At 65.7% G+C, this 25,389-nt stretch carries 16 protein-coding genes and 1 tRNA gene; 7 read left to right on the top strand and 10 right to left on the bottom strand.

Annotated elements, in window-relative coordinates; all coding sequences use genetic code 11:
• The 5 genes from IPK69_10705 to IPK69_10685 all read right to left on the bottom strand — a co-directional run bounded on the left by IPK69_10705 (position 1) and on the right by IPK69_10685 (position 4,012).
• Complete coding sequence (locus IPK69_10705; GenBank protein ID QQS08453.1) at positions 1-837, bottom strand: hypothetical protein; 837 nt, start codon at positions 835-837, stop codon at positions 1-3.
• A gap of 157 nt (positions 838-994) precedes the next feature.
• Positions 995-1,915, bottom strand: coding sequence for a hypothetical protein (locus IPK69_10700; GenBank protein QQS08452.1), 921 nt, complete (start codon positions 1,913-1,915; stop codon positions 995-997).
• Positions 1,916-2,044: 129 nt separating this feature from the next.
• Positions 2,045-2,118 (bottom strand) — tRNA-Arg (locus tag IPK69_10695).
• A gap of 205 nt (positions 2,119-2,323) precedes the next feature.
• On the bottom strand, positions 2,324-2,959 hold the full coding sequence (locus tag IPK69_10690) for a signal peptidase II (protein QQS08451.1): 636 nt from the start codon (positions 2,957-2,959) through the stop codon (positions 2,324-2,326).
• 66 nt (positions 2,960-3,025) lie between these two features.
• Positions 3,026-4,012, bottom strand: coding sequence for a TraR/DksA family transcriptional regulator (locus tag IPK69_10685; GenBank protein QQS08450.1), 987 nt, complete (start codon positions 4,010-4,012; stop codon positions 3,026-3,028).
• Between the two features lie 847 nt (positions 4,013-4,859).
• Between IPK69_10685 and IPK69_10680 the strand changes: the two genes are divergently transcribed.
• Positions 4,860-5,303: a DUF4328 domain-containing protein gene (locus IPK69_10680; GenBank protein ID QQS10469.1), complete on the top strand. Its 444-nt coding sequence runs from the start codon at positions 4,860-4,862 to the stop codon at positions 5,301-5,303.
• Positions 5,304-6,196: 893 nt separating this feature from the next.
• Here IPK69_10680 and IPK69_10675 read toward each other — a convergent pair.
• The 4 genes from IPK69_10675 to IPK69_10660 form a co-directional block, all read right to left on the bottom strand.
• Positions 6,197-6,334, bottom strand: a complete 138-nt coding sequence (locus IPK69_10675) for a hypothetical protein (protein ID QQS08449.1) — start codon at positions 6,332-6,334, stop codon at positions 6,197-6,199.
• Between the two features lie 60 nt (positions 6,335-6,394).
• Positions 6,395-7,564, bottom strand: coding sequence for a hypothetical protein (locus IPK69_10670; protein ID QQS08448.1), 1,170 nt, complete (start codon positions 7,562-7,564; stop codon positions 6,395-6,397).
• Positions 7,565-7,810: 246 nt separating this feature from the next.
• A complete protein-coding gene (locus IPK69_10665; protein QQS08447.1) occupies positions 7,811-9,517 on the bottom strand; it encodes a hypothetical protein in 1,707 nt (568 codons plus the stop codon).
• Positions 9,518-9,673: 156 nt separating this feature from the next.
• Positions 9,674-10,576, bottom strand: coding sequence for a DUF1559 domain-containing protein (locus IPK69_10660; protein QQS08446.1), 903 nt, complete (start codon positions 10,574-10,576; stop codon positions 9,674-9,676).
• An 87-nt stretch (positions 10,577-10,663) separates the two neighbouring features.
• Here IPK69_10660 and asnS point away from each other — a divergent pair, with 87 nt between their 5' ends.
• The 6 genes from asnS (at position 10,664) to IPK69_10630 (ending at position 25,020) form a co-directional block, all read left to right on the top strand.
• A complete protein-coding gene (gene asnS / locus IPK69_10655) occupies positions 10,664-12,097 on the top strand; it encodes an asparagine--tRNA ligase (GenBank protein QQS08445.1) in 1,434 nt (477 codons plus the stop codon).
• A 250-nt stretch (positions 12,098-12,347) separates the two neighbouring features.
• Positions 12,348-13,994 carry a hypothetical protein gene (locus tag IPK69_10650; GenBank protein ID QQS08444.1) on the top strand — a complete coding sequence of 549 codons (1,647 nt, stop codon included), beginning with the start codon at positions 12,348-12,350 and terminating at the stop codon, positions 13,992-13,994.
• A 256-nt stretch (positions 13,995-14,250) separates the two neighbouring features.
• Positions 14,251-16,887 (top strand): hypothetical protein, encoded by a 2,637-nt coding sequence (locus tag IPK69_10645; GenBank protein QQS08443.1) that lies wholly within the window; start codon positions 14,251-14,253, stop codon positions 16,885-16,887.
• 130 nt (positions 16,888-17,017) lie between these two features.
• Positions 17,018-20,092 (top strand): PD-(D/E)XK nuclease family protein, encoded by a 3,075-nt coding sequence (locus tag IPK69_10640; GenBank protein ID QQS08442.1) that lies wholly within the window; start codon positions 17,018-17,020, stop codon positions 20,090-20,092.
• Positions 20,089-23,412: a UvrD-helicase domain-containing protein gene (locus IPK69_10635; protein QQS08441.1), complete on the top strand. Its 3,324-nt coding sequence runs from the start codon at positions 20,089-20,091 to the stop codon at positions 23,410-23,412. Before IPK69_10640 ends, IPK69_10635 begins: the two co-directional genes overlap by 4 nt.
• Positions 23,413-23,469: 57 nt before the next feature.
• Entirely contained in the window at positions 23,470-25,020 is a 1,551-nt protein-coding gene (locus IPK69_10630; GenBank protein QQS08440.1) for an endonuclease/exonuclease/phosphatase family protein, read from the top strand.
• 3 nt (positions 25,021-25,023) lie between these two features.
• Here the strand turns inward: IPK69_10630 and IPK69_10625 are convergent, their stop codons facing one another.
• Complete coding sequence (locus tag IPK69_10625) at positions 25,024-25,275, bottom strand: hypothetical protein (protein ID QQS08439.1); 252 nt, start codon at positions 25,273-25,275, stop codon at positions 25,024-25,026.
• Between the last annotated feature and the right edge of the window lie 114 nt (positions 25,276-25,389).

Here is a 25,389-nt window from a genome sequence, read left to right as displayed (position 1 = left end):
TTAGTTCACGCCGAGCAGCCGCCCGAGCGTCTGGAACAGGGCCTCAAAGAAACTCCCCGTGCGCCCATCCTCGGCCGCGCGGAAGAGCACGAAGGGCATATTCGGATGCCCAATGAACGGCCGCAGAATCCACCCCATCTGCGAGCCGACCAGGCCATAGATGAACATCCAGATCACGAACATCCCCATCACGCCACCCCGGCCGTTCGACGCGCCAGGCACCGTGACCGTGTTCAGTGGTAGTGGCCCGTTCCCAGCCGCACCGTGGGACATCTCACCAGGCACATCCGGGTGTGACTCCCACGCCAAGCGCCCGTCGCCACGCCCCAGGCTCCGCATCGTTCGAAGCAGAAACCCCATCCCCACGAGACCCGCCACACCAAGGGCGATCACGTTCAGGAGCACCATGAACGAATAGTCATTCGTGCTGAGCGTGAAGAACCCGACGATCGGCCCGAGCGACGCCGCCACGCACAAGTTCACGACGATCCCCGACACCAGCACACGCAACGTGGCCAGGAATCCCAGTCGCGTCCCCATGAGCGCACTGAAGACATAGAGCGACGGGAACGTGACAAGCAGTGTCAGAAAGAAGAGCGCCGGAAGTTTCAACGCCCCCGCCGCGAGTTGCTTCCATCCATCGACGGCCCCAGCGGTCCCCCACCGCCATGTCACCGCGTACAGGCCCATGAACACGCCATACGCGACCCCGAGCCCCACGCCCAACAACGTGAACCGCCGCAGCGGCAACCGCTCGGTCAGCCCGACCGGATCGCGAGTCGATTCGCCACGAAGAAGCGCATCAAGCAGCCGAAACCATGAGCGTTCCGTGGGCATGATCAATGAACTCCAAAGGGCATGCTCCGACCAGACACAAGCCGGATACAGGCTCGACTAGCATACTTGATCGGCCCATGCCCGGTTCGAATCGGAGTCAAAATTCTCACACTGAGTCGGGCGCAGAGATGCCTGAATGACGGTCCGATTGACCCAATCAGCGAAAGGAAGGATCGATCCGCTCGATCCGTACGCGAACCTCGTCGTCTTCCATCTCCGCCCGGTGGAGATGCCCGCACTCCGGACACCGGATGTACCCCTCGTCGATGACCAACCCGCGCACCTCGTATCGGCACTCGGGGCAGTGCGGCACCAGTCTCACTACCACCCCGCCGAGGCGTCGCCGCTCTTCTTGCTGCCGACGTTGCTCCTCGGCCCGTTGATGCGACCACTTCACAAAGTGAACCGTGCCGGTCAGCGCCGACCACGCAAGCAAACCATGAAAGAATGAGTTCACCAGGAAACCCAGGGGCAGCACCCCAGTCGGAAGTGGCCATCGGGATTCCTCCACGGCGAGGCCTCCACGCCAAAGGCCCACGCACGTGCCGCCTGGATCGATCTCATCGATCGGCACAGACGGGCGAAGATCATCGGCGCCCGGTCCCGCTTCATACGGTCCCCTCCACGAAAGCGGCATATCGACCGCGAGCCCACGCATCGGGAAGCCGTATTCAACGACGAGATAACACGCCGGCTCCCACGAAGTCTCCAGCCGGCCACGTGAGACCTTGGCGTTTAGATCGTCGTATCGCGTGATCGTCCACGTGGGTGAATAGACGCCGCGATTCGTGGACCACGCCACAACGATCTGTAGATTCGGGACCCCACGCTCAACGCTCACACGTTCCACGCACTCGCGAGCCAGGGTCAAGAATCGAATCACGCGACCCGGCGCGTTCGACACCTCCCTCGTGCCCGGTGGAGGCACTCGCATTCGCACGCTCATCGCATCGCCATTCCACGCGAGATGCCACGCCATGACAACCTGAAAGACGGCGCCGGCGATCATCCATCTCGTGATGAACCACCACGACCATCGCGAGCGTACCTGCCCCGGTCCTGGTTTTCCGCGATCCATCGCATCACTCCCACGAGACGACGACGCTCACGAAAACATACCCCAAGATCCGCACGCCTCCACGCGGATGATGCAATCAAACGACACATTGGAGGCACACTCCAAACCCGCACCACCCAATCGAACAAGCCCGCACGGCTGGACTCGAACCAGCGACCTGCCGCTTAGAAGGCGGCTGCTCTATCCACCTGAGCTACGTGCGGCACACAGACCCGAACTCGACCACCAAAGCCTCAGGCACCAGACCCAAAGCAAAGTCCACCAATCACGCGACCCATGCCGCGTGACTCGCCAAGTTTAGGAGACCACCCCGGACGACCAACGCCTGAAGGCCGGCATCAACACCGCCACGACCGCCCTCGCCCCGAGTGTCGTAACGCTTGAATCTCGCCCCACTATCTCGCCCACTCACCCCGCCGCGTCCGCCTTCGCCGGCTCCTTCGGCTCCGCATGCCCGCGAAACGAGAAGATCAGGAGCAACCCCACGCCCACAATCAGCCACAGGTCCGCCACGTTCGAGACATACGGCCACAACTCGTCGTTCCCGCCCGGCCACTTCAGCCCCAGCGGCATCTTCATCAAGGGCACCGGATGCAGAAAGTCCCGCACGCACGCGAACACCAGGCGGTCGTACAGGTTCCCCAGCCCACCCGCGAGCACCAGCCCCAGCGCGACGTGCGCCATCGTGTCCCGCGCCCGCGTCCACGTCTTGAAGAGGTACACGCCGAACGCGACGGCGATCAACGTGAACACCACAAAGAACCACCGCTTCCCCGCCCCGATCCCAAAGACCGCCCCGGGGTTCAGGACCAGCGTCAGATGCAACCAGTCGCCCAGCGCCCTCACCGGCTCGTGCGGCGGAATCAGAGACTGCAGCGAACGCCCCGAGTTCTGCATCTCGACCACGCGCTCACGCACGACATCCACCGGCGCGTCGGCCACCCGCGCAAACGCCGCCGCCTTCGTCCACAGATCGATCGCCAGCGAAACCGCCGTCGAGCCGAGCAGCCACGCCCACGCACGCCCGCTCGTCCAACTCGCCACGTCGATACCCGTCGGTCGGGGAGCCGATACAGGCGAGGCTGGCGTCGCGGCGTCCGCCATGAACGATTACACCCGCATGGAGCGACGCTCCATCTCGCGCGCCGCCTCGATGGAATACCTCGCCCAGGGCAACTCGTCGAGCCGCTCCGGGTTGATCGGCTTGCCGGTGATCTCGCAGACGCCGAACGTTCCATTCGCGATGCGCTGCAACGCCGCGTCGATCTCGCGGATCAACTTCCGGTCCGCCGCCGCGAGGTCCAGGGCCAGCGTCGTGTCATACGTGTCGCTCCCCGCGTCGGCCATGTGCTGCGGATTGTTCGACAGCGCCCCGCTGCTCTGCCCCAGCGTCCCCTCCTCGATCTGCGAGACATCCCCCACCAGTTCCGCGCGCTTCTTGAGCAGCAACTGCTTGAACTTCTCCAGGTCTCGCTTGCCGTACGGGCTCTTGACCTTCTGCACCTCGGGCATCTCGGGCTCGGGCGACTGCGCCCCCAGCGGTCGGATGCTCGCCGCCTTCGGCCCCGACGGGATCAGCGGCTTGAACGTGTGTTTCCCCGACGAGTGGCCCGAGGCGTTCCCCGTCGGCTGCCCCGTCGGCCCCAGCGGCAACAGACGCGTCATATGCGCCGGCACCGCCGACACAAACACACCCTTGGGCGTCTTGGCCTTCCCCTTCTTCCCCGTCACTGGAGCCGGAGCGGGCGCCTGTGTCCCCTTCCCGGCCGCACCCTTCCCCGCCCCCTTCTTGGGATCAACCTTCGCCGACTCCACCTTCTTCGAGGCGATCTTCTTCGCGTCGGCCTTCGGGGCCGCCTTCGTGTTGGTCTTCGCGACTGACTTCGCGGTGGCCTTCGCCCCAGCCTTCACCCCAGCCTTCGCCTTTCCCGCAACCTTCGAGGTGCCCTTGGGAGCCGACTTCGCGGCCTTGGGTGCCACTTTCTTGGCGGGCTTCGCGGCAGACTTGGACGACGACTTCGCCGCCGGCTTCGACGCCTTGGCCGCCGCCTTCTTCGCCGCAGGCTTCGCGGCCTTCTTGGAGGTCTTCTTCGCCATCGCCCGGGACCTCGCTTCCCTCTTGCAGCCCGCCGGGAGTCATCCCGTCCGAGCCTGGTTCACGATCACGGAGCCATTCCCCACCCCTACGACTCCCCCCTCCTGCTCGTCCTCCCCCCATCCCCCCCCAGACCCGACGATTCCCCGAACAGCCCCCGGAACAAGCCGCGAAGGGTAGGAATGAGACCCCCAAATGTCCACGATGGTCTCGTGTGCAACCCGCGTGGCCGACGCCCCAATGTTTGACGCGCCCCATCCCCCCGGTTTAGGCTGCGCAACCATGAGTCCCAACGCATTTGCCATTGGTGAAGGCCAGGACCCGCTCGTCATGGCGTCGGTCGTGCTCTCGACCCTGCTCGAGGTCGCCGCCCTCATCGCCGCCTGCATCCTGATCTTCAACTCCAACCGCCTGCGACGCGCCGCGATCCTTGTCGCGATCGCGATGGTCCTGGCGCTCATCACCCGCTGGGGCTCGATGGCCTACATGCGATACGTCGTCTCCACCAACGCCGACTGGGCGATGCGTGGCGACAACGTCTCGAACGCCATCCGCTGGGGCTCGTTCGCCTTCGACAAACTCGGCCTCCTCTCCAAAGCCCTGCTGATCCTCGCCGCCTTCATGGGCGCGAGATCCGTCGTCGTCGCCTCCGCAGGACCAACCCAGAGCCTCAACGCCGGGAACGCGACCTCCGCCGCCCCCATGCCGCCCCTTCCCGGTCTCCCCAGCCTCCCCCCGATCTCCAAGGGCTTCCGTCTTGGCGGGATCGTTCTCGCCGCGATTCTTACCTTGCTCCTTGTCGCCCTGGGCGTCGCCCTCGCCCAGGACCGCAAGACCGCGGGCCTGGCGATGGGCCTGATCGGGCTCTCCTTCATCCCCGTCATCCTCGTCGCCGTCCTCATCGCGACAACGCTGCATGCCTGCTGGAAAACAATCGCCGCCCCGCCCATCGGCGGCGGCATCCAAGGCCTCGCCCGCACCACCCCCGGCAAGGCCGTCGGCTTCCTCTTCATCCCCTTCTTCAACTTCTACTGGGCCTTCCAGGCGGTCCCCGGCCTCGCCACCGACGTGAACCGCACCCTCGAGGCCATGGGCCACGTCCATCCCAACTCCCCCCCCTCCCCGCGCGTCTCGCGAGGCCTGGGCATCGCCTGGTGCGTCTGCTCGATCCTCGGCGCGATCCCCTTTGTCGGCGTCCTCACGGGACTCGCCGGACTCGTGATCGTCCCGCTCTTTCTCGCCCAGGCGATCGACGCCGCCAACACCATCCGCGCCGCCGGCCGAGGGGCGTAGAGAAGGACGAGGGTGCGAGGTGGGTGGGGATGTCGTGAAAAGCTGGGAAGGTGGGGAGGTGAAGAGGTGAAGAGGTGGGGGGGGTGGGGGGGTGTAGAGGGCATTCCTTGCGCGTGGGGGGACAATCACCTGCTCACCTGCTCACCTGCTCACCTGCTCATCCTCTCTCCCCCAAGCCTTATTACTACACGCGCCGGGGCCACCCGCGGCCCGGCCCCGCGAACGCCCGCGACAGGCCACACGCTCACGGTTGAAACGGACGGGGTGGGGGGTGGGGTGGGGGGGGGGGTGGGGGGTGGGGGGTGGTGGGTAGGGGGGTGGGGGGGGGCGCAGAACGTGCGCCCTGTCCGTTCCGCCCCATCGTCATTCCATGCTGGTCGTGCGACGATCCAACGCCCGTCCCGCGAGGAAGGACCGGATAACACTTTCGAAAATCATTTTCCACGACAGGAAAAATCGTTTTCCGAGATCTCGAGCACGATTCTTTGTGGACGAAAAATCGCGCCACAGGGACGAAAAATCGCGCCGCAGGGACGAAAAATCGCGCCGCAGGGACAAAAAAGCGCGCCGCAGGGACAAAAAACCGCGCCGCAGGGACAAAAAACCGCGCCACAGGGACAAAAAACCGCGCCACAGGGACGAAAAACCGCGCCACAGGGACGAAAAACCGCGCCGCAGGGACGGAAAGCCGAGCCGCAGGGACCAAGAGCAGCGCCCAAGGGACGGGACCTCGCGCCCAAAGGGCGCCACGCCGAAGGACAGATCAACCCCGCCGCCCGGCCCGCCCGCGTCGCGTGGGGCGGGGGCGGGGGGGGGACGGCCCTGTGGACCCTTGGGGCCGACGAATACCGAAGTCCGGAGGAACCGGACTTCAGTGGCACGGGATCATGAGTTCAGTGCCACGTCCCCTCGGCCCGAGGCGATGGCTCAGAGCAGCCCTCGTCTCGGGGCACCCGCTGGGACTGGGCAGAGGGTGCCAGCAGAACGAGCGTGCACGCGACGCCAGGGCCGAGAATGCTTCGAGGACGCATGGACCGACTCCTTTCACGTGAATCCAATCATGTTCCGTTGTGCTGTGGGAGAAGCGGTTCTTACCGACGACGCCGACGGAGCGATGCTCCGATCCATGAAAGCATCAGGACCGTAGTCGGACCCGATGCCGGAATCGTTACAAGAATCGACGCACCGGACTCGGCAAGGGCAGCAAAGTGTTTACCATCAGCCGAGACGAGCATACGAAAAAACGAATCTTCTGTATTGACGTTCACGCCGTGCGCGACGAAGAAATCCGCGGCCCGCATCGCCCCGGTCTCCTGCGTCCAGATCCAGGAGCCGTTGTTCCCGCCCAGGCTGCCGACGAGGACGCTGCCGTCGTAGGACGTGCCCTCGGGAACGGGCCGGATGCCCATCACCACGCCAAGGTCCAGCGGGCTGATGACGCCGCCGGTGATCGAGAACGGATGTATGTTGAAACTCCCCGTGTCGTACCACCCATATTGCGTCAGGCCGTCGCCCGTGACCGAGAGCATCCGGCCATTGGTAATCATGTTGCCGTCGAGGTCCACGAGGGGATCGAGCGTCGATCCGGCGTTCGTCCACCCCCACGGCATCTCAAATGAAAACGACGAGGGCGACCAATCGCCCACGGCCACGCGTCCATCGCTCGACAGGCCGTTGGTCTGGTTCCACGTGCTCCCGCCAAGGGGGAAGGGTGGGATTTGAGTGCCGCCGGATTCCGTCCAGCGGTACGACGTCTTGCGGCCCTCGCCCGGGCGGTCGTAACTCGCGGCGAGCATCGCGACGCTGCCGTCGTGGTTGAGATGGGTCACGAACCCCTGGCGCTCCTGCCCGGCCAGCGTCAGGTTCGGAAGATCGCGCGTGGTGCCGTCGTCGTAATAGAGCCGGGGCGTCGCCAGCGCGCCGCTGGTGCCGATCGAGATCACACGCCCGTCCCCAGAGATGACCGGGCCAAATCCGACGCCGTGCTCTGTTCGCGTCCCGCCAGGGGTATACCGGAACACCGGGCCCGGCTGGAACCCGCCGTTGGGATCGTGCCATCCAACCACCGTGCCATCGTCCGCGATGCCGCTGATCCGTGTGATGGCATATCCGGGCAAAGGCTGCATGTACTCGATCGAGGGCGTCTGGGCGAAGGCAGGGGTGGAAGGCGTGGTCAGGCCCGCGACCCCGGCCACCACGCCCCACACGACCGCCTTCGTCGCCACACTCGTCGCCACTGCAGTCTTCGCCCGAGTTCGCATCGTGCCGCCTCCAGACCCCGTCAGGTTGGACCCCGTCACACTGGGGCCTCCAGGGAGGAATGTGCACCACGCTTCCGGTTTGTCAACCTAAGGAGCCGGATTCTGGAAGATTCAGGGAAACGACCGGGCCCCCGACCCGCCCCACGAAGGCCCACCCACGATTGCCGAATCACGAATCACGAATGCCGATTCATGAACCACCAACATCGATCACCCATTCGCGCCCCGCCCCCGTCACAAGGCCCACTACTTCTTCCCCTCCCCACCCCCCGCCCCCTCCTCCTTCACGAGCGCGTCCAGCATCGTCCCCACCAGCGCCGCACCCTCGCCACTCCCCCCGCTGCCATTCACCATCACCCGGGGCGTGATCTGGATGTTCCGCTCCCCCACTACCTTCAGGATCTCAATGAGCGCCGCGTTGCTCGCCCCGATCGACTCGGCGATCTTCGCGTACGCCGCCGCCTGCGCCTTCGCGCGGATCTCGATCGACTCCGCCTCCGTCGCCGCCTCGATCAGTTTCTTCGACTTCTCCTGCTCGGCGATCTGCACCGCATACGACGCCGTCGCCAGTTTCCGCTCCTCCTCGGCCTCCTGCTCGGCCCGCGTCAGCGACTTCTTCTGCTCCGCCGCCTTCTCCTGCTCCTTGTACGTCTCGAGTTGCTGCTTGGCGATCTCGCGGTCGCGCTGCGTCTTGAGCAGCGTCCCCAGCGTCTCCTCGTCCCCCACCGCCCCGATGCGCACCGCCGTGATGCTCACGCCGAATCGCGACATCTCGTCGGCCAGCATGTCCAGGCTCTGCTTCTCCTGGTGCGATCGCTGCTGCACATAATCCAGCGCCGCGACCTTCTCCGCGTTGTTGCGGAAGATCGCCCGCACCGCCGAGTTCAGCGCGTTGTGGAAACGGTCCTTCTCGTCATCCCCAAGTTTCGCCACCACGATCGGTGCACTATGCGGCTCGATGAAATACTCGATCCGCACATCAACCGGGAACTGGAACCCGTCGCGCGTGATCACCGTGATCGCCCGCTCGTCCGACGCCGCGTCGCGAGTGGCCCGCGACGGATCGTTCTTGCTCGGCACGGGGTTCGACGACCCGCTCGCCGTGTAGTGCGCGATCATCTGCGTCGTCCAGATCTCCGTCACCGTGAACGCGTCCGTGTTGAGCGGATACTTCCCCGGCGGCAGCGTCTCGGCCCGGATCCCCATCTCCCCCTCGCCCGCCAGCCGCAACCGCCGTGAATTTGAGGGCGGCGTCGCGTTCGCCTCGGGCGAATCAGCCCCCGACTCGAGCGAGCCGGCAGGACCCTCGACCACTTTCGTCGGCGGGTCGCCGAAGTTTGCCGTCAGCACCGCCACCTCGCCGGGGATCACCACGGTCTGGGGCGAGAACTTCACCTTGTACAGCCGAGTATTGAGGCGATACGTCCCCGGCTTCAGCACCGTCGTCTGCTTGCCCTTGAACCCCTTGCCCGTCGTGAGAAACGTCTGCGCGTCGAGCATGCTGGAGACCTCACCCGCCCCCCACTCGGGCGCAAAGAGCATCCCCTGCGTCATCGCCACGCCGTCCGTCGTCTCGATGATCCCCACCTGGTCCGCCGGCACGACGACCAGATCCTCGTTCGACACGCTGTACAGCACCGGCCACAACCCCCAGTGCCATCCCGGCGCCAACACCTCGGCCTGCACGCCCATCTCGCCGTCCACCGCAATGATCCGCCCGTCCTTGAGCGATGAGCCCAGCGCGTTCTTCGTCACGATGCCGACCTCGTTCGCCCCGACATACGCGACCGAACTCATCACCAGCCCGCCCACGAAAACGAGAACCGCCCCGATGAGCGCCACGATCCGCAAACCCTTCATCGGGATCCTCGGAATCGTGGACAGAATTCCCACCGCCAGTACCATCGCGATGACAAGCACGATCAACTGCATGGTGACCCCCATCTCGAGCATCCGGCCTGGTGCACGCCTCGCCGCCCGATACTGGTGATTGCGAAACTCTCACACACGATTTCGCCGACAGTGTACCCGATCCCGCGAGTGTGCGTGTCGCGCGCGCAACAACGCCACGCCAGCGTTTCACGTGGAACACTCGCACACTCGAGTCACTCAGGGCCTGGGATTGTCCGCCCAGCCGAACGGCCTCACCGTCGCCGGCCAACTCGGACCGATCGTGAACCAACCCGTCTTCCCGCGAACATAGATGTCGTTCGCCACGCAGTCGCCCAAGTCCGCCTGCGAATCGCCGCGCGGCCCGCGCGGCAAACCAACGAGTTGCACGTCGCCATTGATGTACAGGATGTGCCCCTTCCCGCCGTGGCGATTCGTCAACTGATCCCAGTTGCTGAACATGCCGTCAGGACTGCGGCTGTTCCACCACTCGATGTCCTCCTCGAGATACGCCGGCAAACCGGCGAGTTTCTCGAGATTGATCGCCGGCGGCTGACCGGCGCGCGTCGCCTGGGCCGTGCGCGTGCGGCATCGGTTGTCCCACGCCGTCTCATAGAAACCATCCACGCGCGCGCCCGAGGCGCCGGTGATCATGGTGTAATCAAAGTTAATGGCGCGCGGCGTGAGGAACTCGTTGAAGAGCACCAATTGCAATCGCCGCGCCGGGTCCTGCCATTCCGGCGCCGATGGATTCGCGACAAACTGCGTCGGCGTGCGGCGCTTGTTGGTGGGGCAGGCGAAGATGTTGTCCACGTTGGTGAGATAGATGAACCCTGGACCGACGACCGCCGGGTTGGCCGCCGAGAGCGCCTGCAGCGGATTGCGCGGCTGGGCGTACCAGAAGCGGTATGGGTTGTTGACTCCGGTCTCCCAGACGCGCCCCTTGAAGTCGTTGGCGTAGGCCTGAAGCCCGACGCCGATCTGTTTGTTGTTCGACATGCACGCGACGGTCCGCCCGGCTTCGCGCGCTTTACTGAGCGCGGGGAGCAGGAGCGAGATCAGCAGCGCGATGATGGCGATGACGACCAGCAACTCGATGAGGGTGAACGCCTTCCGAATCATGACTGTAATTTATCACACTCGGCGGAAAACACAAGTTCGGGAACCGTTTGTGCCTAGGATCGGCTCGACTTTTTTGGGAGATTCGGCATGTCGTGGCTCCGCGTTTCTGAGGCGTTCAAGGCTCCGGTCGGCACCACGGTCACGGTGAAGGGGTGGGTGCGGACGAATCGGGAGTCGAAGGCCGACGGCGGGCTGTGCTTCCTGGGCGTCAGCGACGGGAGCGCGTTCGACCCGATCCAGTGCGTGGTTCGCGGCTCGATCGCGAACTTCGGCGAGGTCCAGAAACTCACGACGGGCTGCTCGGTCGAGGTCGATGGCGTGCTCGTCGCCAGCCAGGGAAAGGGGCAGGCCGTCGAGATCGCCGTGGATGCGGGGCAGGGCGGCGCGGTGCGGGTGATCGGGCTGGTGGAGAACCCCGACACGTATCCGGTCTCGAACAAGCGGCACACGTTCGAGTATCTGCGCGAGGTGGCGCACCTTCGCGTGCGGACGAACACCTTCGGCGCGATCGCGCGCGTGCGGCACACGCTGGCGATGGCGATCCACCGTTTCTTCCACGAGCAGGGGTTCCAGTGGGTGCACACGCCGATCATCACGGCGAGCGACTGCGAGGGCGCGGGGCAGATGTTCCGCGTGAGCACGCTAGACGCGTTGAATCCCATGAAGACCCCCGAGGGCGGGATCGATTACGCCGAGGACTTCTTCGGGAAGGAGTCGCACCTCACGGTGTCGGGGCAGTTGAACGTCGAGACATACTGCATGGCGTTGTCGAAGGTGTACACGTTCGGGCCGACGTTCCGGGCGGAGAACAGCAACACGAGCCGGCACCTCGCGGAGTTCTGGATGATCGAGCCGGAGATCGCCTTCGCGGATCTGGCGGCGGACGCGGCGCTCGCCGAGGCGATGCTGAAGTCGATCTTCAAGACCGTGCTGAGCGAGCGTGCGGACGACATGGCGTTCTTTGCTGAGCGCATCGACAAGGAGGCGGTGTCGCGGCTCCAGCACATCATCGAGAAGCCGTTCCTGCGAGTGACGTACACCGAGGGGATCCGGATTCTCGAGGAGGCCGTGAAGAAGGGAACGAAGTTCGAGTTCCCGATCTCGTGGGGGAAGGACCTGCAGTCGGAGCACGAGCGGTTTTTGACCGAGCAGCACTTCAAGCAGCCGGTGATCCTGACGAACTATCCGAAGGGGATCAAGGCGTTCTACATGCGGATGGACGACGGGTGCGACAAGGGTCGCGAGACGGTGAGCGCGATGGACGTGCTCGTGCCGGGGATCGGCGAGATCATCGGCGGGAGCCAGCGCGAGGAGCGGCTGGACGTGCTCGATCGTCGTATTGATGAGATGGGCTTGCCCAAGGCCGAGTACTGGTGGTATCGGGATCTTCGGCGATATGGGACGGTGCCCCACGCCGGGTTCGGGCTGGGGTTTGAGCGCCTGATCCAGTTCGTGACGGGGATGCAGAACATCCGCGACGTGATCCCATTCCCGCGGGCGCCGAAGCAGGCGGAGTTCTGATTCAGGTACGTGCGGGCCCCCGGGTCCGCACCTGCCGGGGGCAGGATGGAGATAGAGGTAGAAGTGGGAGCACCTCGCGGAGCGAGGTGGTACCCGGGACTCCGAGTCATTGTGATGGAGAATTTGTTTGGCACTTGCCCATGATCTCGGGTATAGTGCGCAGTGTCATTTTTTACACTTAGCCTTCGCCCCATCGTTTCGGGGCGAAGTTTGGGTTCGCACGATTCTCACGGGGCTTGGAGGTTCCAAGATGTTTGACCGCAAGATGTTGAGCACGGGGTGGTTGTCTGGCGCGTCTCTGGCTGTACTCCTGGCGGGGTCGGCGTATGGGCAATGGTCCACAGATCCGGCGAACCACCTTCTGGTGGGGAATGCCGCGGGTGATCAGAATCAGCCCAAGATCGTGCTCCGGCCTGACGGCGGGTTCTCGATCTCATACCTCAGCACGCAGGGGACGGGGTGGGACACGTTCGTGCAGCGGCTGGACGCGGGGGGCGTGGAGCAGTGGGCGCACAACGGCGTGAACTGCGCCGACACCAACTTCAGTTCGACCGAGGACTATGGGCTGGCCGTCGATGGCGATGGGAACACGCTCGTCGCGTTCCGCGATGACCATGGGACGTTCACGCAGATCGGGCTGCAGAAGATCGCGCCGGATGGGTCGCTCCCCTGGGGGCCGTTCGGCGTGACGGTGTCGGCGGCGACCTCGGCGGGCGAGGTGCACTCACCGGGCGTGGTGGTGACGAGCGACGGGAACTATGTGGTGGGGTACTCGCGCGGGACGACGACGACGAACGGCCGCGCGTGGTACCACAAGATCACGCCGACGGGCACGGCGATGTGGGGATCGGGCGTCATGATCGCGCCGGCGACGAACAGTTACACGGCGGGGACGATGGTCGCGGGAGACAGCGGCTCGGTGGTTGCGGTGCTTCAGACGTCCGGGAGTTTCACGGCGAACCGTCGCGTGCACGTGCAGCAACTCGATAGCGCGACGGGGGCGCAGGTGTGGAACGCTGGCGTGCCGATCGTGGTGCAGACGGCGAACCAGTTGCAGATCGGGAACTTCGCGTCGGCGGTCTCGGATGGGGCGGGCGGCGCGGTGATCGCGTGGTATGAGGTGCCGAATGGCGCGTTCATGTGCCGGGCGCAGCGGGTGGATTCGAGCGGGGCGCTCTTGTTCCCGGCGGGTGGGGCGGCGGTGGCGTCGACGGCCGGGCCTTTGCGGGTGTCGCCCGACGTGATGTTCGACGCGGGATCGGGTTCGACGTATGTGTTCTATGGCGAGTCCGATGCGCTGCAGGCGAACTTCGCCGTCTATGGGCAGAAGTTCGACGCGACGGGGGCGCGATTGTGGGGTGATGGCGGCGCGGCGATCACGGCGCTGTCGTCGAGTCAGACATCCTTTGTCCGCACGACGAAGACGAGCGGCGGGGCGATGGTGGCGTGGTTCGACGCCGTGGGACCAACGGCGTCGAACGTGCGTGCGGCGAAGGTCGATGAGACCGGAGCCGTCGTTGGCTCGGTCGTGACGGTGGACACGAACTTTGCGTCGAAGACGCGCCTGAGCGCGGCGGCGACGGCGGACGGGTCCATGGCGCTCGCGTATGGCGAGGCGTCGGCGGGCGATCTGGATATTCGGGCTCTGCGCGTGAATCCTGACGGATCGTTCGGTGTGAGCGTGCCGACGTGTGTCGCTGATGTGGACGACGGCACGGGCACAGGCACACCCGACGGCGGTGTCACGATCGACGACTTGCTCTACTACTTGTCGATTTTCAACCTCGGCCAGGTGAGCGCGGATGTGGACGACGGCACAGGCACGGGGACACCCGACGGCGGGGTGACGATCGATGACCTGCTGTACTACCTTGCCCGCTTCAACGCAGGGTGCTAACACATTACGAACAGGCACATTCTCGGAATCTGGAATGGTTGGCCAGGCGAAGTTGGAGACGAATTGGGGTCTTTGAGTACGGGCGTTCTGCTTGCGATGCGTTCAGTTTTCGGTACACTGTCTTTGTCCAGGACCCGTTCGGGTCGTGTGATCTCGTGGAGGTTGGAGACTCGCACTGGAAACGGTGCGGGGTGTAAGTGGGTGTCGTTGGGTGTGCCCGGTCGTCAACGTGCCGGCTTTATGGAGTAGGTTTCCCATGAAACAGAAATGTCTGATTGGTATCGGGGCGTTCGCGATGAGCGCCGGTCTTGCGTGCACGTGTCTGGCGGCGGATGGTCCGGACGTGATCGTGGGCGATTTGCCCGACATCTCGAACTGGACCGCGGGCACGCCGGTCAACGGCATTCGCGCGTACTCGGTGGGCACGACGTCGTGCAACGTCGGCACGGTCGTCCTGCAGTGGATCGCGAGCAACAACCGGCACCCGGTCATCGGGCAGAACCTGTACAAGTTGAGCAACGGGCGATTCACGCAGATCGGCCAGAGTTGGCTGAAGCACGGCTTCACCGCACTCCAGGGAACGGTCTGCAGCACGAGCTGCACGCCCAATCCAGGCGGCGGGTCGGGGCTGGGCCTTCTGTGCTCGGATCCGTACGGTTCATCGCTCAACGGCGGGCAGTCGCGCCTTGGACCAAAGTCCGAGGTCAATGCCGCGACGGGGTTCTATCCGTATCCGTTCATCAATCAGGGCACGACGGGCACGATCGGCAAGCGGTTGCAGGTCAACGACACCGAACTGACGCCCGAGGATGGATCGCAGTACTTCGTCTCCGGGCAGTATGTCACGTGGGACGACACCCAGGCGGGCAACAAGACCAATAACGAGTCGTATCGCCGCGCGACGGTCGGTGCGGCTCCGAACCGCAACATCACCGTCACGGGCACGACGCAGCGCGGGATCCCGGCGATCTATGCGTGGCAGGATCACGGCCTTGGCGCGAACATCCCCGACCCCGGCGTCATCATCACGCACCTCCAGGTGCCCGAGGATGGCGACTTCTTTGTCGGGTCCAAGGCGACCTCGGTCGGGACGAACGTGTGGCGGTATGAATACGCCATCCAGAACCTGACGTCGGATCGTTCCGGCGGCTCGTTCAGCATCCCGCTCCCTGCGGGCGCGGTCGTGACCAACGTCGGGTTCCATGACGTGGATTACCACTCGGGCGAGCCGTACAACAACACGGACTGGACGAACACGGTCACGGCGGACTCCATCACGTGGAACGTGGTGGGGACGTATGTGCCGAATCCGGCGCCACCGGCCCCGCAGACGGCGGACACGGCGAACGCGCTGCGCTGGGGCACGATCTACTCCTTCTGGATGGACGTGAACTTCCCGCCGGAGAACGGGACGGGGACGCTGGGCCTCTTCAAGCCCGGGACGCCCGCGAGCGCGAGCGTTGGGATCCGTGTGCCGAGCGTGACGGGTCAGACGGGCCCGACGAATGACGACTTCGTGTTCGCGCCGCCGGTGGGCGCGGGCACGACACCGTTCACAACCACGGGCGCCTCGACGGACGGGAACAACCTGACCGACGGGACGACGATCGCGAACGACGTGTGGTTCCGCTACACGGCGGCGTGCACGGGCTCGACGACGATCGGGCTGTGCGGGAGCGCCTTCGACACGAAGATGGCGGTGTATGCCCTGAGCGCCGGTGTTCCGGCGGCGGGGTCGGAGATCGCCTCGAACAACGACGATCCACTCTGCCCCACGGGGAACGGGACGCAGTCACGCGTGACCTTCAACGCGACGGCGAATGCGACGTATTTCATCCGGATCGGCGGGAACGGTGACCTCTCGGGCGATGCCGAGATGAGCATCGTCGGGCCGTCCTGCACGCCCCAGCCCCCGGCGAACAACGCGATCGCTGGCGCTCAGTGGCTGGCCGACGCGGTCGAGGTCACGGGGACGACCAGCCTCGCGACCAACGACGGGACCGCGACGTGCGGCAACTCGGCGACCTCGCCCGACGTGTGGTTCCTCTACCGTCCGCAGACGAGCGGCGTGATCTTCTTCACGACGTGCGGCAGCCAACTCAACACCGTGCTCAGCGTCTATGACCACGCGAGCGGCGCCCAGATCGCGTGCAACGACAACGCCCAGTCGGGCGATTGCGCGGGGAGCAACCAGTCTCTGGCCGCGATCGTCGGAACGGCGGGGACGACGTACCGCGTTCGTCTCGCGGGCGCCAACAACTCTCGCGGCTCGTACGCCATGAAGGCGACGGGCGGCGGCGGCGTGCTCCCGGCGCCCAACGACGCCTGCCTCAACCGCCAGGTCCTGCCCTTCGGCACGACCAACTTCAACAACCTGGGCTCGGCGACCGATGGCCCGACGCATGTGGGCTGCCCGGTTCCCAATGACGTGTGGTACAACCTCCACACGGACACCGCCGGCGACGTGACGATCACCACGAACGCGACGTTTGACTCGGCGATCTCTGTGTACTCCGGCGCGGGCTGCACCGATCTGGCCTCGCGTCTGGTGATGTGCAGCGACACGGGCGGCTCGGGGACCAATGCCGCGGTGACCTTCGCCGCCAACGCCAACAGCAACTACACCATCCGCGTCGGCGGGACGACCACTGGAACGGGCACCATCTCGGTGACGGCTGGCGTGACCTGCGTCGCCGACATGGACGACGGGACCGGCACGGGCACTCCTGATGGCGGCGTCACTGTGGACGACCTGCTCTACTACGTCGGGATCTTCGGCAACGGCAACATCGGGGCCGATGTCGACGACGGCAGCGGGACGGGCGCCGCCGATGGCGCCGTAACGATCGACGACCTGCTCTACTACATCGTCCGCTTCCAGGCCGGCTGCTAAGCCTCCAACGTACGCAACTCAACCGACACCTACGCCCGCCCGCGAGAGAATCGCGGGCGGGTTGTTTTTTGGAAGTGTGGAGCATCGGCACGGACATGGATCGCCGACTCGGCGATATGCTCAGACCATCGTGCGAATCGAGCGTGTGTTTCTGGGCTGGGACGGGCCGCTGCTTCCGCGGGCGGCGGCGTGGCTGCGCGAGCGATTCCATGGCGAGGTCTCGCTGGGGGATGTGATCGTCGTGATTCCCGGAGCCCGCGCGGGACGGCGGTTGGTGGTGGTGCTGGCCGAGGGGGCGGGAGAGGGTGTGTGCGTGCCGCCACGAGTGGTGCAGCCACGGGCGTTGGTGTCGCTTCTGCGTTTACGGGATCCGGTGAGACGTGTGGCGAGCGAGGCCGAGCGTTTGCTCGCGTGGGCGCGAGCGATCGACGAGGAGCGGGGCAGATTCGACGCGCTGCCGGCGTTGGAGTCGGGACGATCGACGCTGATGGGGCGATTGGGGTTGGCCAGGTCGTTCGAGTCGCTGCGCGGGACGATCGCACGATCGGGGATTGTGGAAGGGTCGTGCTTTGAACGCGCGGGCGCGGTCGCAAGCGAGATCCATCCCGGCGACGAGGAACGCTGGGGCACGCTCGAGCGGCTCGAGGTGAGGACACGATCGATTCTGTCGAAACGATCGTTGGGTTTTGAGGAGGACGTTCTGCCACGCCTGCGTGAGTCGGACCGGCGACCATCGGCGGTCGTGCTGCTCGGTGTCCCCGAACTCGACGGGCTCTCGCGGGCGGCGATTCTCGTGATGCTCGAGGCGAAGGTGCCCGTCGTGTCGCTTGTGGGTGCGCCGGAGAGCGATCATTCTCTCTTTGATGAGTATGGATGCGTTGACGCGGCTCACGCCCAAGGCTGGACGGAGCGTGCGATCGATCTGTCGCGTGATGGCGAAGATCCGGTGCGGGTCGTGAAGGATCAGGGCGAGCAGGCCGAGGGGGTGCTCGATACGATCGACTCGCTCGCGGGGGAGGCGGCGTCGAGCGGAATCGATCTGGCCGCAGATGATGTGGTCGTGTGTGCACCCTCGCCCGAGGGATCGCGGCACCTGGAGATCGAAGGGGTTTCGCGGGGCGTGGCGTTCCATGATGCCGCGGGTGTGCGTCTTGCGCACACGCTTCCGGTTCGTCTGCTCGAGGGTCTGGCGGCGTATGCACAGTCGCCGACGCTGGAGCACCTCTCGTCGCTCGTGCGCCATCCCGACATGGAGCGGTGGCTCTCGAATCGGCTGGGATCGCCGGGTGTTGATGCACGCGGCGGAACGGAGATGTGGCTGGAGGCGCTGGACAGGGCGGTGAGCCGGCGGCCATCGGTGCGGATCGAGGCACGCGAGTTGGCGGCAGAGGCGACCGACGCGACACGGAGCGACGCGGTGGTGCTCCGTGCCCTGTTCCGGTGTGTTCAGGATCTTGTGGATGTGGTGATGGGGTCGTCGCCAGGCGGCGACGGTGGCGGATGCAACGACGTAGCGGGGAGGATGCTTGTCGATGAGGGAAACACAAGCGGGACGCTTGGGCCACGAGGTGGGGTAGAGCACTCTGTGCGAGTTTCGAGGGAGACGTCTGCAACGACGACCACGATTAGAGAATGGGCGCGGCGGGTGTGGCGCGTGCTGGGTGTGGTGTATGCGTCGGGCTATGGGCGTGAGGTGCACGAGGACAGTCATCGAGAGATCAGCAATGACTTTGCTGACGTGACGCGTGCGGCGTTGGATTCGATTCGTGGGGCGTGCGAGGAACTCGTGGGCATTGAGGAAGAGACCAACCCGACGAGTGCGCCGCGTGTGGGCGTGGCCGAGGGATTCGGTGTAGCGCTGTCGCTGGTGCGTGATCGCGTGGTGGCCGAGGAGTCCACTCGTGAGAGCGTGGACATGATCGGGTGGCTGGAGTTGGCGCTCGACGATGCTCCGACGGCGATCGTGCTGGACCTGAGCGAGGGCGTGGTGCCCACGAGAGTCGCGGCGCATCCGCTGCTTCCGGGGCGGGTGCGCACGCGACTCGGTCTGGAGACGGACGAGAGCCGGGCGGCGCGTGACGCGTATCTGCTTCAGTGGGTGGCGCGTTCGAGGCGACTGGTTCGCGTCTTTGTGCCCCGGAGGTCGGCCCGGGCGGACGCGGTGACGCCGAGCCGGTTGTTCTTTCGTGGCGATGACGAGACGCTGCTCCGGCGGGTGGGCCTGTGGACGAGGGACGGGAGCGAGCGATCGCGCCCGGTGGTCGTGGGCGACGGGTCGCGAGGGGTCGAGGCGCGATTCGAACCGGTCGACGTCGGCGTGTTCCGTGTCCCTGTGACGGCGTTCAAGGACTATCTCCTCTCGCCCCGGTACTTTTATTACAAGCACATCCTGGGGCTTCGCGAGCGGGAGGAGGAAGGGTGGGAGATCGGCGCGCTCGGGTTTGGAACGATGATCCACGGGGCGATCGAGGCGATCTCGATGATGACGGAGGGCGACAGCCTCTTCGAGGATCGTGTGGGAGACGCGCTCAACGCGGGGCTGGAGCGCTGGGTTCGCACGCACATTGGTGGCCACGTGCCCCGGCATGTGGAGTTGCAACTTCAGGCGGCGCGGCAGCGGCTTCTGGCGGTGGCGGCGTGGCAGGCGCGCGAGGCGCAGGCGGGGTGGCGCGTGATGCATAGCGAGTGGAAGGGTGTTGGCGACGTGCTCACGAGGTTTGAGGTGGAGTATCTCGACCGGGAGCGCGGGGCGACGCCTCAATCTTTGCTCGTGACGGGGCGGATCGATCGCGTGGATGTTCATGCCGAGACGGGCGACATTCGCGTCATCGACTTCAAGACCGGCGACAAGGCGACGACGGCAGACAGCGCCCATTACAAACGCATGCGGGGATGGATCGATTTGCAACTGCCGCTGTATGTCCGCGGCGTGGCGGCGCTGTATCCGAAGGCGACGATCAAGGCGGGGTATGTGTGCATCCCGGCGAGCGTTGGGGGCGAGGATGGTGACGCGGTGGCGTTCACGCCCGCGACGTGGGAGAAATCGTCGCTTGCGGAGGCGCAGGCGCGAGCGCAGGAGATCGCGCAGGCGATGGTGAATGGGGAGTTTGAGGAGGAGGGCGACGTGCCGACGCACGCTGGGGCGTCGCTGGTGCGGCTGCTGGGGATGTTCGATCGTGATGACACCGATGAGGTGGACGAATGAGCGTGACTCCGGGGAAGTTGAACGGCGGCGCGAACGGCGAGACGGGCGACGCTCGCGCGCGAGTGCCGCTCGAGCGTCCGCCCAGGCTGCGGACGATTCTGGCTTCGGCGGGTTCGGGGAAGACGCACGAGTTGACGAGCGCGTATCTGCGGTTGCTCGTGCATGGCGTGCCGCCGACGCGGATTCTGGCGGCGACGTTCGCCCGGCGAGCGGCGGGTGAGATTCTTGATCGGCTGCTGAAGCGATTGGGTGAGGGGGCGGCGAATGACACGCAGGCGCGAACGCTGGGAGCAGCGATCGGCGTGAACGGCCTGACGGCGGCGGAGTGCCTCTCGACACTGCGCGTGTTCACGCGATCGATCCACACGGCGTTTGTTGGTACTTTGGATTCGTTCTTCCATCGGTTTGCGTCATCGTGTGCGCTCGACCTGGACCTGCCGCTGACGTGGTCGATCGCGGACGAGGAGACGGACCGGGAGCTGCGGCGGGTGGCGTTGCTGGATTCGCTCGAGGCCGCAGACGTGATCGAGCAGGCGCAGGTGATTCGGACGTTGCATGGGCAGTACGCGAAGCGAGAGATCGTTTCGTCGCTCGAGCGGTCGGTCGCCGCGACGTATGACGTGTCGCGGGATGTGGCGGATGGGGCGTGGGAGACGATTCCGCCGCCGGGCGAGGCGGAATGGGGGATCGCGGAGAGGAGCGCTGCCGCGATTCGTGAGGAGATGCTGGCGAAGAACAAGGACGGCTCGCCGAACAAGATCTACGTCAATGCGCTCGCTCGGCTTCGCGAGCACGTCACAAATCGAACCGCGAAGGCGATCATCACTGTTGGATTCGGCAAGCCGATTGTGGAGAGCATTTCGAGCGGCGCCGAGACGATCATGTTCTCCGGAAGTCCGCTCCGCGAAGACCTGCTCTCGGCACTCTGGCCAATCGTCGAGCAGGCGAGGAACGACCTGCTCACACGTCATATTCGTGGCGGGTTGGCGCTGCATGACATTCTCAAGGACTTTGGTGCGCACTACACGCGCTTGAAGCTCGCGCGGGGGCTGGTGAAGTTTGATGACGTGCCACGGGCGCTGTCGAGGGCGCTCAGTCACTTGAAGATCGACGATGCGTACTACCGGCTTGACGGGCGGATCGATCATGTTCTGCTCGACGAGTTCCAGGACACGTCGATGGACCAGTACCGGTTGTTCGGGCCGATCCTGGACGAGATCATCGGTGGGGGTGAGGGGGCGCGGGCGGGCGAGTCGGCGATGGGGCGGAGCGTGCTGCTGGTGGGCGATCCGAAGCAGAGTTTGTATCAGTGGCGCGGGGCCGAGCCGCGGCTGCTCCCGATGCTGGCGGAGCGCGGCGTCGCGGAGCCTCGGGACACGAGTTTCCGGAGTGATCCGGCGGTGCTCGACGCGGTGAACGAGGTGTTCCTGAACTTGCACGACGGATTGGGGGATGGGTTTGACGATGTGGCCTCGGCGTGGTCGTCGATGTATCGGGAGCATCGCAAGGACCCGAAGGCAACGCGGCAGGAGGCCGTGGGGTTTGCCGCGTTGCATGAAACCGTTGGCCCGTCGGACGAGGGTAGTGAGGCGAACGTGAGCGATACGAAGGAGGATCGGCGCGCGGAGTGTGCGGCGAGTGCGGCGTTGTTGGTCGAACGGCTCATGGCCGAGCAGCCGGGATGGACGATCGGCGTGCTCGTACGCGACCACAAGGGATTGTTCGCGGTGATGCGGGCGCTGCGGAAACGGGGCATTCCGGCGAGCCAGGAGGGGGGTAATCCGCTGACCGATGCGCCGATCGTGCGGGCGGCGATGAGCGCCTTGACGTTTGCGGATTCGCCGAGCGACGGTGTGGCGTATTACCACGCGATGCACTCGCCGGCACGGTCACTCTTGGGGATCGAGGACGAGTTCCCAAGCCGGACGCGTGTGCGGCGGGCGGCGTCTCGGCTTCGGTTCCGACTGGCGACCGAGGGGTATGACAGCGTGCTCGCCGCGTGGGCTCGATCGATTGAAGGTGAACTCGACGCGTGGAGCCGTCGGCGGTTGTCGCAGTTGGTGGAGGTGGCGGAGCGATTCGGGCCTGAGGCCGGGGAGAGGCCCCGGCGATTTGTCGATCGTGTGGAGCGGCATGGGGTGGAGTCGCCACAGCCCGAGCGGGTCAGGGTGATGACGGTGCACGCGAGCAAGGGGCTGGAGTTCGATGCCGTGGTGCTGCCGACGCTGATGGAGAGCCTGGTGGGAAGGTCACCACAGGTCTTGGTGCACGCTCCGGATCCGATGAAGCCAGCGGCGTGGGCGGGGCGGTATCCGAGCGCGGAGGTGAAGGCGTGCCATCCGATGCTGGATGAGGCGTGGCGGGCGTGGCGAGCGCGGTGTGTGCATGAGCAGTTGTGCGTGCTGTATGTGGCGATGACGCGAGCGAGGCAGCGGCTGGACATGATCGTGCCGGCGTCGGTTGAGCGCACCACGAAGCCGAGGTCGGAATCGAGTGCGGCGCCGACGTTTGAGCGGGTGCTGCGGGGCACGCTCTTTTGTCAGGGGGCATCGGGAGGCATGACCGACGTGACGCATGACGAGTTGCGTCTTCGGACGGTGTGGGCAATCGGCACGGCACCGCCCGCGAGCACGAGCCCGGTCGAGCGCGAGGTGGAGGTCAAGACACCCGTGCGAATCTCGCTTGTGCCCGCGTCACGGCGAGTCGTGCGTGTGAGCGCGACGCGCGAGGTGGAGATCGGTGCGGGCGTGAGTCGCCACCGACCCCAGCTGGACGATGGCGTGGCGCGGGCCCGGGGGCTTGTCGCCCACGCGTGGTTCGAACTCATCGAGTGGCTGGAGGGCGAGGGGCCGACGGACGCGGCGCTCCGCGCCCGCTGGGAGGAACTCGCCTCGGAGGTGCCCTCTCTCGCGACGCTGGACTATTCGAAAGAAGCCGGCCTCTTCCGCGCGGCGATCGGTGCGGACGAGGTTCGGGCGCTGCTCGTGCGGCCCGAGTTGCCGACGAGAGTGCTCCGTGAGCAGTCGTTCGCGTTCACCGAGTCGGGCGAGGATGGCTCGCGCGTGCTGCGGACGGGGCGCATCGACCGGCTGGTGCTCCATCTTGACGCCTCCGGCAAGACCACACGGGCGGAGGTCATCGACTTCAAGACCGAGGCGCAGGCAACGGACCGGGCGGGCGCTCATTCGGCGGCCGAGACCCATCGACCCCAGGTCGAGGTGTATAGAGAAGCGGCGGCGAGACTCGCAACTCTTGCGCGTTCGAGGGTGGAGGCCCGGGTGGTCTTCATAAGCCAGGGGTGGGTCGAACCGCTTTCGTGAGAGAAGGAGCAGGGTGGCGTGCTTGCCATTGGCCTGGAGAATCCCAACCATGTCGGCATGAACACGCACCACGCGACGCGGACGACGGGCAGGGCTTGGGGTCTCTATGGAGTGGGCTTGGGGCTGCTGGCGGCCGCGCTCCTTGGGGGGTGCGGATCGGGCCGCCCGAGCGGGGGTTCGGAAGGGACGGTGATCTCCCGCGTTTCGTCGAATGTGCCACTTCTTGATGGCGACATCACGGACTGGCCGAGCGACAAGGTGCTGGCCGCCGATGCGAACTACGTGTACTTCCGATTCACGGTGCAGGATCGTGAGTTCACGCTGCAGCGGGCGCCGCAGTCGGTGGTGATGTTCATTGACGCCGACGGGAGCGCCTCGACAGGCCTGCGGATGGGCGAGCCCGAGTTGACCGATCTGGGGATCGATCTGCAGATCGAGTTCTCGCCTCGCACGCAGGATGGCGTGGGTGTGCAGGTCTTCGAGGTTCGGTCGGACGGCTCGCGGTCGCCGATCGGTGCCAATGACGCGGGGGTGGAGTTCTCGCCGACGTACGCATCGGTGTGGTATGAGGGCCGGATTCGGCGGAACGCGCGCGTGCTGGCGGAACTGCCCGAGGGTGGGATGCGGTCGGTCGGTCGCGCGGGGGCCTTCTTCGCGACGCTGACGCCGGAATCGACGCTCGATCAGTACTCGGATCCCTCGTACGTGGATCTTCCGCGGGCGAGCGCGACGTTCGAGTCGGTCCGGCGCGACGTGCGGATCCCGCCCCAGGCGGCCAACAGCGTGCGGGTCGTGTCATGGAACGTGCTGCGTTCCTCGCCCATGTCCAAGCCCGATGTCTTCAAGCGGATGTTCGATGCGCTCAACCCCGACATCATCCTCGTGCAGGAATGGGAGGTCACCGACGCTCAGACGCTGCTCGACTACTTCCAGCGCAACACCCCGCTCGCGAGCGGTTGGCACGTTTTCTCCACGGAGACGGACATGGGGCATGGTGGAGGAGTGGCGGTGATCAGCCGGTATCCCCTCGCGGGCGGGCCGGCGCTCCTGACGACGGCTCCCAACAGCCAGGCCGGGCGCTCCGCCGACGTGCGGTTTATCAGTGCCGTCGTCTCGGGGACGCCGTGCGGCGAGATCCTGGTGGGGAGCACGCACCTCAAGAGCGGCGGGAGCAAGGGGAGCCCCGAGGATCTTCGACGCATGGCCGAGGCGGAGGCGATCAACACGGCGTGGAAGGAGTTTGCCGCCGCAGGAAGGGCTCCCAAGGGTCGTGTGATCGCGGGCGACATGAACCTGGTCGGCTCGCGGCCGCCGCTCGAGATTCTGGCCACGGGCCTTGATGCCGACGGGAGCGAGTTGTCGATGGCGAACGCGAAGGTGCTTGGGGACAACACGCTCTCGACGTGGTACCACAAGGCGGAGTCGTTCACGCCCGGGCGGCTGGATTATGTGTTGTTCTCGGACTCGAGCCTGATGGTGGCCGACTCGTTCGTGCTGGACACGCGGCGGCTGTCGGATGCGGCCCTGATGGGCATCGGTCTGGACGTGTCGGACTCGGACGTGAGCGATCACATGCCCGTCGTCGTGGACTTTGTGAACCGGCGGTAGGCCTTAGGCAAAGGACGGCGGGATCGGGGTGGCCCGGCCATACTGCCCGTAGGGGGAGTTGGGCGCGGGGCGAGCCTCGGGAGCCGGCGTGGGCTGAGCCTGCGGTGCCGGAGCCTGCTCGGGCTGGCGCGAGGCGGAGCGCGGCTCGTCGGCGCCGGGCTTGTGCGATCGGCGGGCGCGCAACTGGTCGATGTTCTGATCCAGTTTGTTCAGGATCGCCTTGACTTGGTTGAATGACTTCTCGGACGGTCCCATGAGGCTGCTCCCCGGTTGATTGGCAAGCACATCGGCGGGTTTTGCCGGTGGCTTTCGGACCGGCGGAGTTTCGGTCGGTTTGTGGCGTGAACGCGTGCCGGGTGTGCGGGCTAT

It is taken from the genome of Phycisphaerales bacterium (genome assembly GCA_016699835.1).
GTDB lineage: Bacteria > Planctomycetota > Phycisphaerae > Phycisphaerales > UBA1924.
Note: the sequence above shows the minus strand (reverse complement) of the source record. Positions and strands in the feature narration are given on the sequence as shown.

What these genes read in the sequence shown, in the direction of transcription:
- IPK69_10705 (QQS08453.1), bottom strand. Translation starts at nt 837, where the DNA reads ATGCCCACGGAACGCTCATGGTTTCGGCTGCTTGATGCGCTTCTTCGT.
- IPK69_10700 (QQS08452.1), bottom strand. Translation starts at nt 1,915, where the DNA reads ATGGATCGCGGAAAACCAGGACCGGGGCAGGTACGCTCGCGATGGTCG.
- IPK69_10685 (QQS08450.1), bottom strand. Translation starts at nt 4,012, where the DNA reads ATGGCGAAGAAGACCTCCAAGAAGGCCGCGAAGCCTGCGGCGAAGAAG.
- IPK69_10680 (QQS10469.1), top strand. Translation starts at nt 4,860, where the DNA reads ATGGGCCTGATCGGGCTCTCCTTCATCCCCGTCATCCTCGTCGCCGTC.
- IPK69_10675 (QQS08449.1), bottom strand. Translation starts at nt 6,334, where the DNA reads ATGCGTCCTCGAAGCATTCTCGGCCCTGGCGTCGCGTGCACGCTCGTT.
- IPK69_10670 (QQS08448.1), bottom strand. Translation starts at nt 7,564, where the DNA reads ATGCGAACTCGGGCGAAGACTGCAGTGGCGACGAGTGTGGCGACGAAG.
- IPK69_10665 (QQS08447.1), bottom strand. Translation starts at nt 9,517, where the DNA reads ATGCTCGAGATGGGGGTCACCATGCAGTTGATCGTGCTTGTCATCGCG.
- IPK69_10660 (QQS08446.1), bottom strand. Translation starts at nt 10,576, where the DNA reads ATGATTCGGAAGGCGTTCACCCTCATCGAGTTGCTGGTCGTCATCGCC.
- asnS (QQS08445.1), top strand. Translation starts at nt 10,664, where the DNA reads ATGTCGTGGCTCCGCGTTTCTGAGGCGTTCAAGGCTCCGGTCGGCACC.
- IPK69_10650 (QQS08444.1), top strand. Translation starts at nt 12,348, where the DNA reads ATGTTTGACCGCAAGATGTTGAGCACGGGGTGGTTGTCTGGCGCGTCT.
- IPK69_10645 (QQS08443.1), top strand. Translation starts at nt 14,251, where the DNA reads ATGAAACAGAAATGTCTGATTGGTATCGGGGCGTTCGCGATGAGCGCC.
- IPK69_10635 (QQS08441.1), top strand. Translation starts at nt 20,089, where the DNA reads ATGAGCGTGACTCCGGGGAAGTTGAACGGCGGCGCGAACGGCGAGACG.
- IPK69_10630 (QQS08440.1), top strand. Translation starts at nt 23,470, where the DNA reads ATGAACACGCACCACGCGACGCGGACGACGGGCAGGGCTTGGGGTCTC.
- IPK69_10625 (QQS08439.1), bottom strand. Translation starts at nt 25,275, where the DNA reads ATGGGACCGTCCGAGAAGTCATTCAACCAAGTCAAGGCGATCCTGAAC.